Below are 12,905 nucleotides of genomic sequence, written 5' to 3'. Positions count from 1 at the left end.
GAGTTCGCCGTTGTTGATCGTTCCCAAGCCCGTCAAGCACGAGCCCAGGCCGGGTGCGTTCGTCCTCGACCGCGAGACCTCGCTCGTCGCCGACCCGGCGCTCGGCGAGGTGGCCGCCTGGCTGCGCGGCGAGCTCGCCCCCGTCACCGGAGGCCAGCTGCTGCCAGGAGGCTCGGGAACGATCACCCTGGCCCTCGGCGACCTGCCGCCGGAGGCGTACCGGCTGACCGTCGGCGCCACGGTGGAGATCGTCGCGGGCGGCCCCGCCGGCGCGTTCCACGGGGCGCAGACGTTCAGACAGCTCCTGCCGCCCGCCGCGCTCAGGAAGGCCGCGCGTGGGCCGTTCGAGGTGCCCGGCGCGTACGTCGAGGACGCGCCGAGGTTCGGGTGGCGCGGCTGCCTCCTCGACGTCGCCCGGCACTTCATGCCCAAGCGGGACGTGCTTCGCTTCATCGACCTGATCGCCCTGCACAAGCTGAACGTCCTGCACCTGCACCTCACCGACGACCAGGGCTGGCGGATCGAGATCCGCCGCCACCCGAGGCTCACCGAGGCCGGCGCGTGGCGCAAGGAGAGCCAGACCGGCTGGAACGGCGCCATGGACGGCCGCCCGCACGGCGGCTACTACACCCAGGACGACATCAGGGAGATCGTCGCGTACGCCGCGGCCCGGCACGTCACGGTCGTCCCCGAGATCGACCTGCCGGGGCACACGCAGGCCGCCATCGCCGCCTACCCGGAGCTCGGCAACCTGGACACGCCGCTGGAGGTCCGCACGACCTGGGGCGTCGGCCAGAACGTGCTCAACGTCGAAGACAGCACGATCAAGTTCTTCCAGGACGTGCTCGACGAGGTGCTCGAGCTCTTCCCCAGCCCGTACATCGTGCTCGGCGGGGACGAGTGCCGCAAGGACCAGTGGCAGGCCAGCCCGGCGGCGCAGCGGCGCATCGCCGAGCTTGGGCTGCGGGACGAGGAGGAGCTGCAGAGCTGGTTCATCCACCAGTTCGACGCCTACCTGACGGCACGCGGGCGCCGGCTGGTCGGCTGGGACGAGATCCTGGAGGGCGGCCTGGCCCCCGGCGCGGTGGTCGCGTCGTGGCGCGGCGAGCTCGGCGCGGTGGCCGCCGCCCGGAGCGGCCACGACGTGATCAACTGCTCGAACACGAGCCTCTACCTGGACTACCGGCAGGGGCCGGGGGAGGCGGAGCCGGTGCCGTTCGGGCCGGTGCTCAAGCTGGAGGACGTCTACGCCTTCGAGCCGGTGCCGGCCGAGCTGCGCGGCGAACCCGCCGCCGCCCACGTGCTGGGCGCGCAGTGCGGCCTCTGGACGGAGCTGATCGACTCCAGCCGGCACGCGGACTACATGGCCTTCCCCCGGCTGGCGGCCTTCGCCGAGACGGTGTGGAGCTCACCCGAACGGGACCTGGACGACTTCCTGGCCCGGCTGGCGGCGCACCTGCCCCGGCTGGACGCGCTCGGCGTGGAGTACCGGCGCGCGGAGGGGCCGCTGCCCTGGCAGACCCGGCCGGGCGTGCCGGGACGCCCCGAGGACCCGGAGGGCTGGCAGGCGAAGCTCGACGCCTGGACCAGCAACCTGAGGTCCCGCTAGACCTCCACGTGACCGCCGCTGCGCCAGTAGACGTTGCCCTCCCTGGACAGCAGCCCCTCGTCCACGAGGTAGCGGCGCAGCGCCGCGTAGTCGTCGTGGAAGGCCCGCAGGGCCACGTTCACGTCCTTCTCCGGGTAGCGCACGCCGGGCTCGAAGACCGTGGCGATGTAGCGCAGCACCACCAGCCGCTTGTCGCGCCGCATCCCCATGGTCGTCAGCCGCCCGTCCACCAGGAATGTGCGCAGCACCCGCTCCTCGGCGCTCAGCTCCTCGGCCGGCTCGGCCCGCGCCCGGAGCAGCTCGCGGAAGCGCTCGGGCGTGGCCTGCCACTTGCCGCTCTCGTCACACGCCGCCAGACCGCCGGCCGCCAGCTTCCGCAGCGCCTTGGGCGGCACGCCGTCGGTGTCGCCGAGCACCAGGGAGGCGAAGGCCCGTAACGTCTCTTCCTGATAGAGGAGCCCGAGGACGCGCCTGATCTCTTCGTCGTTCACCCCTACCATTTTGTCCCATGTTCCCAGCGCTGTTACTCGCGGTCGCCGTCGCCATCCCCGGCAACTTCCTGCTGTACGAGAAGGCCGCCGCCACCAAGGACAAGAACCCGGAGACGAACTGGGCGACCAGCGGCAAGAAGAGCGCCGACCTCGTCGTGAACCCGTGCCAGCAGGCCAAGCTCGGCCAGAGCGGCCGCACGCAGGCCAGGACGCTCACCTACACCGCGGTCCCCGACTACTCCAAGGCGGAGCAGGTGATCCTCTACGCCTCGCCCGCGGCCGCGGGCAAGGCCCTGCGTGACCTCGCAGCCGCCGCGCGCTCCTGCTCCAGATCCGGCTACCGCTACTCCGCCGTCCCCGCGGACCTCGGTGACCAGGCGCTGAAGGTCACCGGCCAGGCATACCAGGGCAAGAAGGTCGGCGTCGGCGGCGAGCGGGCCATCGTGACCCGCCGCGCCAACGCCCTGATCCTCTACACGGTGTCGGGCGAGTGGGGCAAGCCCGCCAAGAGCGACTTCAAGCAGCAGACCAAGGACACCGGCCGCATGCTCGCGAAAGTCTGCACCATCGCCGATTGCTGATCGCGGGAAATGTCTCGATCTCGGGACACGATCATGACATGACCCCGACGGAATCCGGACGACACTGGATCGACAGGCCTGTGCCGGGGCGCCCTTGCCAGTCCGTTCCGGCACACGGCTTGTCGCTTTTCTGGGGTTGCATTGGGCTTCGGGGGCAGCCCCAGCGCCCCCGGCGCGGCGCCTCAGAGCCGGTTGAGCCCGATCACGTGCAGCACGGCGCGGCCCTCCTCGTCGGACCCCGCCAGGTCGACCTGGGCGTCGATGCCCCAGTCGCCGTCCCCGGCCGGATCCTTGATCGTCTGCCGGACCTTCCAGAGCCCGCTCTCCTCCTCGATCCGCAGCAGCGCGGGCCCGCGCGCGTCGGCGTCGGTGCCGATCTCCTCGTGGTCGGCGTAGTACGCGTCCAGCGCCGCGCCCCAGTCGACGTCGGGGGCGAGCTCCTCCAGCTCGTCCTCCTTCTCGATGGCGCAGAGCTCGACCAGCCGGAACATCGCGTTGCGCACCAGCACGCGGAAGGCCCGCGGGTTGGCCGTGACCGGGCGCACCTTGGTCTCCAGCTGGTCCTTCTGCTCCAGCGCCTCGGCCGGGTTGGTGAGCTTCTCCCACTCGTCGATGAGCGAGGAGTCGACCTGGCGGACCAGCTCGCCGAGCCACTCGATCAGATCGACGAGGTCCTCGGTCTTGAGGTGCTCGGGCACCGTGCGCGACAGCGTGCGGTAGGCGTCTGCCAGGTAACGCAGCACCGTGCCCTCGGACCTGGCCAGCTCGTAGAACTGGATGTACTCGCCGAAGGTCATGGCCCGTTCGTACATGTCGCGGATCACGGACTTGGGGCTGACCGTGTAGTCGCCCACCCACGGGTGGCCGCGCCGGTAGGTCTCGTAGGCCCCGAGCAGCAGGTCCTCCAGCGGCATCGGGTACATGACCTCGGCCAGCTGCTCCATGCGCTCTTCGTACTCGATGCCGTCGGCCTTCATCTGCGCGACGGCCTCGCCGCGCGCCTTCTTCAGCTGCGCCGACAGGATCTGGCGCGGGTCGTCGAGGATCGACTCCACGATCGAGACGATGTCCAGCGCGTACGACGGCGACTCGCGGTCGAGCAGGTCGAACGCGGCCAGCGCGAACGTGGACAGCGCCTGGTTGAGCGCGAAGTCCTCCTGCAGCTCGATCGTCAGCCTGGCCCGCCGGCCCTGCTCGTCGGGCTCGGCGAACTGCTCGACGATGCCGCCCGCCAGCAGTGACCGGTAGATCGCGATGGCCTGGCTGATGTGCCGCCGCTGCCACTTGCGGTCCTCGTGGTTGTCGGTCAGCAGGTGCTTCATCGCCTGGAAGCAGTCGCCCGGCCGGTTGATCACCGCGAGCAGCATGGCGTTGCTGACCTTGAAGCGCGAGTTGAGCGGCTCCGGCTCGGCCTCCTGGAGCTTCTGGAACGTCTCCTCGCTCCAGCCCACGAAGCCCTCCGGCGGCTTCTTGCGCGCGTAGCCGCGCCGCCGCTTGGGGTCGTCGCCGATCTTGGCGAGGGCCTTGGCGTTCTCGATGTCGTGCTCGGGGGCCTGGCAGGCGACGTAGCCGATGGTGTCGAACCCGGCCCGGCCCGCCCGGCCGGCGATCTGGTGGAACTCGCGGGCGCGCAGGCGGCGCACCTTGTTGCCGTCGTACTTGGACAGCGCCGTGAACAGCACCGTCCTGATCGGCACGTTGACGCCGACGCCGAGGGTGTCGGTGCCGCAGATGACCTTCAGCAGGCCCGCCTGGGCCAGCCGCTCCACCAGGCGCCGGTACTTCGGCAGCATTCCGGCGTGGTGGACGCCGATGCCGTGGCGCACGAGCCGCGACAGCGCCCGCCCGAACCGGGTGGTGAAGCGGAACCCCCCGATCATCGCGGCGATGGCCTCCTTCTCGGCCTTCGTCGCCATGTTGATGGACATCAGGGCCTGGGCCCGCTCCATCGCCGCCGCCTGCGTGAAGTGCACGACGTAGACCGGCGCCTGCCCGGTCTTGAGCATCTCCTCCAGCGTCTCGTGCAGCGGCGTCATCCGGTACGAATAGACCAGCGGCACCGGCCGCTCGGCGTGCTTGACCACGGCGGTCGGCCGCCCGGTGCGCCTGGTCAGGTCGCGCTCGAACATCGACACGTCGCCGAGCGTGGCCGACATCAGGATGAACTGCACGTTGGGCAGCTCCAGGATCGGCACCTGCCACGCCCAGCCGCGGTCGGGCTCGGCGTAGAAGTGGAACTCGTCCATGACGACCTGGCCGATGTCGGCCCCGGCGCCGTCGCGCAGGGCCACGTTGGCCAGGATCTCGGCGGTGCAGCAGATGATCGGCGCACCCGGGTTGACGCTGGCGTCGCCGGTCATCATGCCGACGTTCTCGGTGCCGAAGACGGCGCACAGGTCGAAGAACTTCTCCGACACCAGCGCCTTGATCGGCGCGGTGTAGAAGGTGCGCTGGTCGCGGGTCAGCGCCGTGAAGTGGGCTCCCGCGGCCACCAGCGACTTGCCCGAACCCGTCGGCGTGGCCAGGATCAGATTGCTGCCGGAGACGACCTCGATGAGCGCCTCCTCCTGAGCGGGATAGAGGGTGAGCCCCCGCTCGGAGTTCCACTGGACGAACGCGTCGAAGATGGCGTCGGGCTCGGCGTCGATGTCTTCGGGCAGGCGGTCAACGAGAAGGCTCACGCCCTCTATCCTGCCGAAGTTTGCCGGGTGGTCGAGCCGTTCTGGTCAAGAGCGAGCTGGAGCAGCACCGTGTCGACCCAGCGCCCGTGCTTGAACCCCACCGCCCGCAGCCGTCCGGCCTCCTCGAACCCGAACCCCTTGTGCAGCCGCGCCGAGGCCGGGTCGCCGAAGTCGGCGATCACCGCGATCATCTGGCGGGCGGGCGTCTCAGCGGCCCTCCTGATCAGCTCGCCGAGCAGCAGCTTGCCGAGCCCCCGTCCCGTGAGGCCGGGCGCCAGGTAGATGGAGTCCTCGACCGTGTGCCGGTAGGCGGGCTTGGGGCGGTACTGGGAGACGTAGGCGTACCCGGCGACCGCGCCGTCCACCTCGGCCACCAGGAACGGCAGCCCCGCGCCCACGATGCCGTCCGCCTTGGCCCGCCACGCGTCCAGCCCGGGCGGCGTCTCGTCGAACGTGGCCACGCTGCCGGTCACATAGTGGGCGTAGATGTCGGCGACGGCCGGCAGATCGGCCTCGGCAACGTCACGGAGGTTCGTCATGGCGCACATTCTCCCCGAGGGCCGGTGACAGGGGTGTTTCCGGATCCTCACGCCCGTGACCGGGGAGCCGTCATCAGCAGCCCGCCCAGCAGCGCGAGCACCGCGAGGAACGGCCCGCCGCCGGGCGCGAACCCGCCGACCGTGAGCGTCAGCACCCCGCCGCCGACCAGGGCGACCGCGGCCAGCGTGCCGCCCCACCCGGCCCGCCCGTACGGCAGCGCGGGCGGCGCCTCGAACCGGGCGAACCCCTTCAGCAGCGGCCACATGACCAGACATAGCAGCCCGAACCAGACCGGCCACCCCGCCAGCCAGAACGCGCTGCCCGGCCGCGGCGTGTCGATGCCCAGCAGGACCACCACCACGCCGGTGACCGCGAACAGGGCGGGCATGTGCCACAGGTACACGGTCATGATGCGCGGGCCCGCCCAGTCCAGCAGGCGCCGCGTGGGCAGCCGCACCAGCCACGGCCGCAGCAGCGCGGCCAGGCCGACCTGCCCGATCCCGACGGCCAGCATGGCGAGGGTGGGCGGGGCCATGTTCGACACCTCGGCGCCCGGCAGGCCGATCATGCTGCCCGGGTACGGGCCGTACGCCACCAGCAGCGCCGCCGCGCCGAACCCGCTCAAGGCCAGCGCCCACGAGTGACGCAGCCGCCCCTCGGCGTAGAAGAGGCCCAGCTGGTGGATCGCCATCCAGACGAACACGATGTTCAGGTAGCCCACGGCGTCCGAACCGGTCGAGAAGCGCACCACGTCCGTCAGCACCGCCCCCGCCGCCAGCGACGCGGGGACCAGCAGGCCATACCTCTCGTGCAGGCGCAGCGCGAGCGGGGTGGCCGTGACGGCGATCAGGTAGACGGCGAGGAACCACAGGAGCTGGCCGGTCAGCCGCGCGCCCACCTCCAGCGGCTGCTCGGGCACGCCCAGCGTGAGCAGCACGTGGGGGAGCGGGATCCACACCGCGGCCAGCGGCAGCAGCGGCCAGGCCAGCCGGCGCAGCCGGGCCGCCAGCCACCGCTGCGGGCTGCCGCCCGAGCGGCCGAAGCTGATCGCGTTCGCCGCGCCGCCCGCGAAGAACACCAGCGGCATGACCTGGCTGAGCCACGTCACCACCCACACACCCGGCGTCGACAGCGCGTTGCCCGTGGTCAGCCGGCCGTCGTCGTAGGTCAGCACGGGGATCGTCCAGTGCTGGAACACGATCAGCGCCATGCCGAAGACCCGCAGCAGGTCGATGAAGGGGTCCCGCACGGCTGCGCGCGCGCCCGCCGTGCGGCGCGGTCGCTGTTCGACCGGGGCGAGGGGGCGGTCCAGCAGGACGGTCATGGGGAGCCTCGATTTCGCTGGGAGGTGATGGCTCAAGACTCCCGTCGCGGGCCTCCGCGCACATTGCCGCTCTCCGCCGTCTTCCGGTCGAGATCACGTCACCCCGGACGGTAGGGCTGGCCCTACCCCCACACACCTGTGCACCCGCTCGTCCATGTCGGTCGAAGGCCATACCGTGATGCCATGCGCTCCAGGATGAGGCGTGTCTTACTGGACACCCGTTACACGTTGGTCGGCTTCCCCACGGCCGTCATCGGCTTCGCGATCATGCTGGCCGGCTTCGCGGCCGGCGCGGGCACCACGGTCGTATGGGTGGGCCTGCCGCTGCTGGCGGGCACGCTGGTGGCGGCACGGGGCTTTGCCGACGCGGAGCGCGGCTGGCTGTCCGACGTGCTCAAGCGGCCGCCCGTACGGCCCCGCTACAAGCCCGCCCCGCTCGGCGCGGGCCGCTTCCGCCGGCTGGTCAACCCGCTGACCAGCGGGCAGTCCTGGCTGGACCTGCTGCACGGGATCGTCAACCTGCCGTTCGCCATCGCGTCGTTCGTGCTCACGGTGGTGTTCTGGGCGATCCCGATCGCCGGCCTGACGTACCCGCTGTACGGCATCATCACCTCGCGCATCCCGGGCAACGAGGAGCTGCCCCAGCTGCTCGGCCTGGGCGACGGCTACGCCGTCAACTCGATCTTCTACGTCTCTCTCGGCCTCGTCTTCACGCTGATCCTGCCGTTCGCGACGCGCGGCGCGGCGCTGCTGCGGGCCGGGCTGGGCCGGGCGCTGCTGACCGGCGTGGCCGAGCTGCAGGAGCGCATCGACGACCTGGCCGAGGGCCGGGCCGCGGCCGTCTCCGCCGAGGCCAACGCCCTGCGCAAGCTGGAGCGCGACATCCACGACGGGCCGCAGCAGCGGCTGGTCTCCCTCGCCATGGAGCTGTCCAGGGCCCAGCGGCAGCTGGCCAAGGACCCCGACGCCGCGCAGGAAACGATCAAGTCGGCCATCACCGCCACCCGCGAGACGCTCGACGAGCTGCGCGCGCTCTCGCGCGGCATCGCGCCGCCCATCCTGTCCGACCGCGGCCTCGCGCCCGCGCTCGCCGCCCTGGCCGGGCGCTGCACGGTCCCCGTCGACCTCGACGTGCAGACCGTCGAGCGCTACCAGGCCGCGGTGGAGAACGCGATCTACTTCGTCTGCGCCGAGACCCTCACCAACGTGGCCAAACACAGCCGCGCCACCACGTGCACCATCCAGCTCGTCCGCATCGGCAACGCTCTCGTCCTCACGATCGGGGATGATGGGGTCGGCGGCGCGCACGTCGCCAAGGGACACGGTCTCGCCGGCCTGGCCGACCGGCTCCGCGCCGTTGACGGGGAGCTCGAGGTGCAGTCGCCGGATGGCGGGCCGACGTTGATCGTGGCGGAGGTGCCGTGCGGGTAGTCGTGGCCGATGACGCGGTTTTGATCAGGGCGGGCCTGGTCAGGCTGCTGGAGGAGTTCGGCTTCGAGGTGGTCGCGACCGTCGGTGACGGCGACGCGCTCGTGGCGGCGATCGCCGAGCACAAGCCGGACGTGTCGGTGGTCGACGTGCGCATGCCGCCGTCGTTCACCGACGAGGGGCTCAAGGCGGCCGTGGAGGCGCGCCGCAGGGTGCCAGGGGCGCCCGTGCTGATCCTCTCGCAGTATGTCGAGGTCTCCTACGCCGAGGACCTGCTCGCCGACGCCCGGGGCGCGGTGGGCTACCTCCTGAAGGACCGGGTCGTCGACGTGGACGAGTTCCTCGAGGGCCTGCGGCGGGTGGCCGCGGGCGGCACCGTGTTCGATCCGCAGGTGGTGTCCCAGTTGATGGTGCGCAGGCGCAAGGACGACCCGTTGGCGCAGCTGACGCCGCGGGAGCGGGAGGTGCTCGGGCTCATGGCCGAGGGGAAGTCCAATCCGGCCATCGGGCGGCAGCTCGTGATCAGCGACGGAGCCGTGGAGAAGCACATCCGGAGCATCTTCAACAAGCTCGGCCTCTACGCGGAGGACAGCGACCAGCACCGCCGGGTGCTCGCCGTACTCACCTATCTGCGTTCCTGACCTCTTGCGGCCTGGTCTCCTGCGGGGGCTGGGGGCTGGCCGGTCCGCGCGGCGCCGCGCGCGGACCTGGCCGCTCGGGGGGATCTAGCCGAGCGCGTCGACCAGCTTCTTGCGCTGCTGGGCGCCCAGGCCGCCGAGACGGCGCTTCTCGTCGACGCCCGCCTCCTCCATCAGCGCGGTGGCCTTGGCCGGACCGACGCCCTTGACGGCGCGGAGCGCCTGGGAGACCTTGATCTTCTTGGCGATGTCGTCGTCGCGCTCCAGCAGCTGAGCGAACGTCAGCTCGCCGGCCTTGACCTTGGCGAGCAGAGCGGTGCGGGCGGCGCGGGCCTCGGCCGCCTTGGCAAGAGCCGCTTGACGCTGCTCGGGGGTGAGAGTGGGAAGTGCCATCTCAGTTCTCTCCTCGGGGAGTTTTACGTTCGGGTTCTGTTACCCGTGGTGCAGTGGCTAATCATGGCGGATACCAGCGGTTCGTGTTGCGGAAAGCGTCCTCTCACCGTGTCCGCCACACCTCGGCGGCCGCTTCCGCGCACGCGACGTCCTGTGTGACCGTGCCCCCGCTGACCCCGATGCCGCCCGCCACGCGCCACCCCTCGCCGTGGTCCGCCCAGAGCGGGACGCCTCCTCCGACGCACACGAACCCCTCCCGGGGCAGGCCGTGCAGGTCACCCCCCGGAGCCGTCCGCGCGGCCAGCTCCGCGGTGGAGCCGCGCAGGGCCACCGAGGTGTACGCCTTGCCCCGCGCGAGCACCGGCCCCGCGATGCCCGCACCCTCCATACGCTGGAAAGACACCAGATGTCCGCCCTCGTCCACGACCGCCACGGAGATCGCCACGCCTTCGCGGAGCGCCTGCCTGACGGCCGCCTCGGTCATGCGGAGCGCGAGTTCCAGATGCACGCCTGCCGCCCCCAGGTTCCTCGGGTTCCCTCCTCATGCGTACAACCCCTTGGCCGGGCACGGCAAGATCGCTAGCATGGGCGGAGCGCGTACGGGCTACAGCGGCTTCGCCCCCTTCAGCGTGGAATGCGTCACATTCTGCCGCTCGGGCGTGTCGCGACCCTGGTCAGGGTGGTTTTCCCGCCACTTTTCGAGGCCCTCCGGGGTGAGGAAGGCGTCGAAGACCGACTCCATCGCGCCCAGCAGCGCACCCCGCCAGCCCAGCGGCGAGCCCTCGATCGTCGGCGGGTGGTCGCGGCGGATCGCCATGAGGCCGGGCCCGCAGCTGTCCAGCAGCGCCTGCCCGGCCCGTTCGTACAGCTCCACGCCGTGGCCCGAGAGGGTCACCACCTCGGGGTCGTGGGCGTTCACGAGGGCCGCGACGCCGCGTCCGAGCGCTCGCGCGTTGGCCGCGACCGCCTCCTCGCTGGTGGCCAGCACCTGCTCGGCCTGGGCCCGCCCCCTGCCGCCGCCGTAGGCGAGGCCGACGTGGCGGAGGAGGGCGTTCGCGCCGACGTCCATGCCCCAGCAGCCGATCGCGCCGCACGGGCAGAGGCGGTCGCCGCCCGTGAGCGGCATGTGGCCGAACTCGGCGCCCATGCCGCTCGCCCCGCCCAGCGGCCGGCCCTCGACCACCAGCACGCCGCCGAGGTCGAAGTCCACGTGCAGGTGCAGCCCCACCCGCACGCCCCGCAGCCGCCCGCGCCGCGCCTCCGCCAGCGCCGCGAACGCGGTGTCGTTCCCCACGATCGGCCCCACGATCGGCCCCACGATGGGTCCCACGACCGGCCCCCCGACCAGCCCCACGATCGGCCTCTCCACATCCGGGCCGAGCAGCTGCGGCACGTCGACCGAGCGCCAGCCCAGGTGGGCGATGTCGACCAGGCCGCCGTGCCGGACCGGGCCCGCCAGGGCCACCCCGACGCCGATCACCCGGTGCCCGAGGCGGCGCCGGTGGGTCGCGATGGCGTCGCCCAGGGACCCAAGGGCGCCCTCGGGGGTGCCGTCGTGCGGCTCCAGGCCCAGAACCGTCGTCCGGCCGCCCAGCTCGCAGGCCGCCAGCTCCCAGGCGTCCTCCCGCACGTCCACGGCCAGCGCGAGCGGCCCGCGCGGGTGCGGCCCCGGCACCTGCGTCGGGCGTCCCCTGGCGTGCTCCCGCGCGGGCTCCTCGTGCAGCAGCTCGTCCTCGGCCAGGCCGGCGACCAGCACCGAGGCCGTCCCCCTCGCGAGGCTGAGGTCGCGGGTCAGCTGCGACCTGGTGCGGGTGGCCCCGCAGTCATGTACGGCGCGCAGCAGTCGTACCCGGTTGTGCGCGCGAAGCTCACCACTCGTCGTAGCACCGATCACGCTCCACAGTTTATGCTCTAGCCGTGAACAAAATCCCCCTTGATGCCAGACGTGCTCGTATCGGAGTGTTCGGCTTCTTCTTCCTCGCCGGATTCGTCATGGGTCTGTGGGCCGCCGGGCTCCCGTCCCTGAACGACCGGCTCGACCTCGGCTTCGCCAGGCTGGGCAGCGTCCTGCTGCTGATCTCCGGCGGCGCGCTGGTGTCGATGCTGGTGGCCGGGCCCCTGGTCGACAGGTGGTCGAGCCGCCGGGTGTGCTGGATCGGCGGTCCCTTCTCCGGGCTGGTGCTGCTCGGGCCCGCGCTGGCGCCCTCGTACTGGGTGCTGGTGGTGCTGGCGGTGCTGTTCGGGATCGGGCTGGGGGTGACCGAGGTCGGGATGAACGCCCACTCCGTCGAGGTCGAGCGCCGCTACGGCCGCCCGATCATCTCGGCCTTCCACGGCACGTGGAGCCTGGGCGGCGCGGCCGGCGGCGGGCTGACCTCGCTCATGCTCAAGGCCGGGGTGGACCCCCAGTGGCTGCTGATCGTGGCGGCGCTGGTGGTGCCCTTCCTGTACGTCCCCGCGGCGCGCCTGCTGCTGCCCGACCCGCCCGCGCACGCCTCCTCCACGGAAGCGGGCGCCACGCGGGGCTCGTCGCTGGGCTGGGGGCTCATCGCGCTCCTCGGCCTGGCCGCGTTCGCCGGCCACCTGAGCGAGGGCGCGGCCATCGACTGGGCCGCGCTGCACGCGCGTTCGGTGCTGCTGACGGATCCCGCGATGGCGCCGCTCGCGTACACGATCTTCTCGGTGGCCATGACCACCATCCGCCTGCTCGGGGACCCGATCAGGGCCCGCCTCGGCTCGGTGCGCACCATCCAGCTCGCCGGCCTCCTCGCCACGGCCGGCTACGTCCTGGTGCTGGTGTCACCCGCGGCCGGCGCGCTGCGGGTCGTCTGCGCCTGGACCGGCTGGGCCCTGGCCGGCATGGGCCTGGCCACGGTGATCCCGGTCCTGTTCAGCGCGGTCGGCGCCGCCGGCGGGCGGGTGGGGCGCGCGCTGGCCATGGTGACGGCCTTCGGCTACAGCGGCCTCCTCCTGGGGCCCGCGGTGCTCGGATACGTGGCGGAGGCGTCCTCGCTCCCGATCGCCCTGATCATCCCCGCGGTCCTGGCCGCCGTCGTGAGCCTCGCCGGCACCCCCGCGATCCGCTCCCTGACCCGCCTCCCGGCCACCGCCGCCGACGTGGGCGACCACCCCGCACCCGCCCCCGCCCCCGTCCGCGAGTGACAACAATCGGCCTTCAACGCTATGTGGTTGCTCGATTACTCTCAGTGCGAAGTTCCCC

The 12,905-nt window shown here is 71.9% G+C and carries 12 protein-coding genes; 5 read left to right on the top strand and 7 right to left on the bottom strand.

Translation table 11 applies throughout. From position 1 onward, the window contains the following. The first annotated feature begins 16 nt into the window (after nt 1-16). Nucleotides 17-1,609 (top strand): beta-N-acetylhexosaminidase, encoded by a 1,593-nt coding sequence (locus tag AB0H84_RS19610; protein WP_357605858.1) that lies wholly within the window; start codon nt 17-19, stop codon nt 1,607-1,609. On the opposite strand, the gene AB0H84_RS19605 is transcribed toward AB0H84_RS19610, so the two are convergent. Beyond that, nucleotides 1,606-2,109 (bottom strand): DUF2087 domain-containing protein, encoded by a 504-nt coding sequence (locus AB0H84_RS19605; protein WP_357605557.1) that lies wholly within the window; start codon nt 2,107-2,109, stop codon nt 1,606-1,608. The genes AB0H84_RS19610 and AB0H84_RS19605 overlap by 4 nt on opposite strands. A gap of 8 nt (nt 2,110-2,117) precedes the next feature. Here AB0H84_RS19605 and AB0H84_RS19600 point away from each other — a divergent pair, with 8 nt between their 5' ends. Then, nucleotides 2,118-2,681, top strand: a complete 564-nt coding sequence (locus AB0H84_RS19600; protein ID WP_357605554.1) for a hypothetical protein — start codon at nt 2,118-2,120, stop codon at nt 2,679-2,681. A 182-nt stretch (nt 2,682-2,863) separates the two neighbouring features. Here the strand turns inward: AB0H84_RS19600 and AB0H84_RS19595 are convergent, their stop codons facing one another. From AB0H84_RS19595 to AB0H84_RS19585, 3 genes are read right to left on the bottom strand one after another with little or no spacing between them, the layout of a single operon-like run. Beyond that, on the bottom strand, nt 2,864-5,371 hold the full coding sequence (locus AB0H84_RS19595; RefSeq protein ID WP_357605856.1) for a DUF3516 domain-containing protein: 2,508 nt from the start codon (nt 5,369-5,371) through the stop codon (nt 2,864-2,866). Beyond that, complete coding sequence (locus tag AB0H84_RS19590; protein WP_357605551.1) at nt 5,368-5,901, bottom strand: N-acetyltransferase family protein; 534 nt, start codon at nt 5,899-5,901, stop codon at nt 5,368-5,370. The genes AB0H84_RS19595 and AB0H84_RS19590 overlap by 4 nt, the downstream gene beginning before the upstream one ends. A gap of 47 nt (nt 5,902-5,948) precedes the next feature. Next, on the bottom strand, nt 5,949-7,226 hold the full coding sequence (locus AB0H84_RS19585; protein WP_357605548.1) for an acyltransferase: 1,278 nt from the start codon (nt 7,224-7,226) through the stop codon (nt 5,949-5,951). 195 nt (nt 7,227-7,421) lie between these two features. On the opposite strand from AB0H84_RS19585, the gene AB0H84_RS19580 reads away from it, so the two are divergent. Then, nucleotides 7,422-8,657 (top strand): sensor domain-containing protein, encoded by a 1,236-nt coding sequence (locus AB0H84_RS19580; RefSeq protein WP_357605545.1) that lies wholly within the window; start codon nt 7,422-7,424, stop codon nt 8,655-8,657. After that, complete coding sequence (locus tag AB0H84_RS19575) at nt 8,648-9,295, top strand: response regulator transcription factor (RefSeq protein ID WP_357605541.1); 648 nt, start codon at nt 8,648-8,650, stop codon at nt 9,293-9,295. Before AB0H84_RS19580 ends, AB0H84_RS19575 begins: the two co-directional genes overlap by 10 nt. An 84-nt stretch (nt 9,296-9,379) precedes the next feature. On the opposite strand, the gene mihF is transcribed toward AB0H84_RS19575, so the two are convergent. From mihF to AB0H84_RS19560, 3 genes are all read right to left on the bottom strand, one after another. Next, the gene (mihF, locus tag AB0H84_RS19570; protein ID WP_043641121.1) at nt 9,380-9,685 is read right to left on the bottom strand and encodes an integration host factor, actinobacterial type; all 306 of its coding nucleotides are present in this window, start codon (nt 9,683-9,685) and stop codon (nt 9,380-9,382) included. 103 nt (nt 9,686-9,788) lie between these two features. Beyond that, nucleotides 9,789-10,193 carry a heme-binding protein gene (locus AB0H84_RS19565; RefSeq protein WP_357605538.1) on the bottom strand — a complete coding sequence of 135 codons (405 nt, stop codon included), beginning with the start codon at nt 10,191-10,193 and terminating at the stop codon, nt 9,789-9,791. Nucleotides 10,194-10,289: 96 nt separating this feature from the next. After that, the gene (locus AB0H84_RS19560) at nt 10,290-11,579 is read right to left on the bottom strand and encodes an ROK family protein (protein ID WP_357605536.1); all 1,290 of its coding nucleotides are present in this window, start codon (nt 11,577-11,579) and stop codon (nt 10,290-10,292) included. A 23-nt stretch (nt 11,580-11,602) separates the two neighbouring features. Here AB0H84_RS19560 and AB0H84_RS19555 point away from each other — a divergent pair, with 23 nt between their 5' ends. After that, nucleotides 11,603-12,847 (top strand): MFS transporter, encoded by a 1,245-nt coding sequence (locus AB0H84_RS19555; protein ID WP_357605533.1) that lies wholly within the window; start codon nt 11,603-11,605, stop codon nt 12,845-12,847. Nucleotides 12,848-12,905 lie beyond the last annotated feature (58 nt).

The organism is Nonomuraea sp. NPDC050786, from assembly GCF_040654115.1.
Lineage (GTDB): Bacteria > Actinomycetota > Actinomycetes > Streptosporangiales > Streptosporangiaceae > Nonomuraea.
This window is presented reverse-complemented; position numbering and strand designations above follow the sequence as displayed.